Genomic DNA, 1,192 nt, shown 5'->3' with positions numbered 1-1,192 from the left:
CGTGGGCGGCCGCCACCGCGGGCGGCGGGCCGGGCAGCACCCGCAACGCCCCTTCGGCCATCAGCTTGTCGCGCATGCGGCGCGTCATCGACTGCGTGCTGCCGTCGGCCGCGGTGAACAGGAACAGCGTGTGGTGCGGGCTCGACCAGGTCAGCTGCGTGTGCACGGCGCGCTGGTTGGAGATCAGTTCGACCCAGCTGCCCAGCGGAAAGTCGTTGGTGGCCTCGGCGCCGCTGGCGGCGGCATCGCCCCCCTCGTCGGCCACGCCGGGTTCGTGCAGCGAGCCATAGAGCGATTCCGGCGGCACGATGGTTTCCATGCCGTCCGGCTCTTCGGTGGACGCACCGGCCGGCTGCAAGGCCAGGCTGGCGGCGCGCTCCATCGCGGCCTGGTGCAGGCCGGCAATGCGCTCGAGCACGGCGCCTGCCATGGCCTCGGCATGGCCCACGCTGTCCAGGCCCTGGCGCACGGTGCCGAGCATGCGCGTGACGGTGCCGCCCAGCCGCTCGGGCTCGGCCGCGGCCACTTCGGGCTGGGCGATCCAGAACAGCTCGGGCACCAGGGCGAGGTAGCCGCCGGGGTCGCCATCGGCACTGCCGGGGTCGTCCATCTGCGCGAGCGCCACCACGTCGGCCCAGGGACCGGCGGCGAAATCGAGAATGTCCCGGGGCACCTGGTCCGCCCCCGCCAGCGCGCGGATGTCGGCCGCGATGCGCTTGGACAGGGCCTCGCGCTGCTGCACGCGCAGGGCGGCCTGCCGCTCGGCCTCCTGGGCCTCGCGCAACTGGCGCTCCTGCGACGCCCAGGCCGATTCGAGCGCCGTCAGCACGGTGGCGAAGGTGTCGGCGTCCTGGCTTTCGCTGGTGGCCAGGTGACTCACCGCCTCGTCCACGAGCCGCATGAAGCGGTCGAAACGGGGGTCGGCATCGGATTCGAAGTCCAGCGCGCGCTGCGTCAGCTCGTCCAGCAGACGGCGCGCGGGGTGTTTGTCGTCGGTGAAGAACCGCCGGTCGTGCCGCACCAGCTGCTTGATGGCGGGCCGCAGGTTCTGCACGGCCCGCTGGATGGGCGGGGGCAGCCGCTGGTCCTGCGCGATGTTGTCCATCATGCGGCTCACCACCTCGGTGGCCGTGCGCGACGGAGAGGGCGGCGCGGGGGCCGCGACCGGCGCCGGGACCGCGACGGCCGCGCG

General features: G+C 73.7%; 1 protein-coding gene. It reads right to left on the bottom strand.

Annotated features, from left to right (window positions below):
* Positions 1-1,108 (bottom strand): DUF1631 family protein (locus AC27IQ_RS25040; RefSeq protein WP_487091226.1); only part of this gene is annotated, 1,108 nt, incomplete at its 3' end.
* Between the last annotated feature and the right edge of the window lie 84 nt (positions 1,109-1,192).

The organism is Acidovorax sp. KPB24-07 (assembly GCF_057543315.1).
This window is presented reverse-complemented; position numbering and strand designations above follow the sequence as displayed.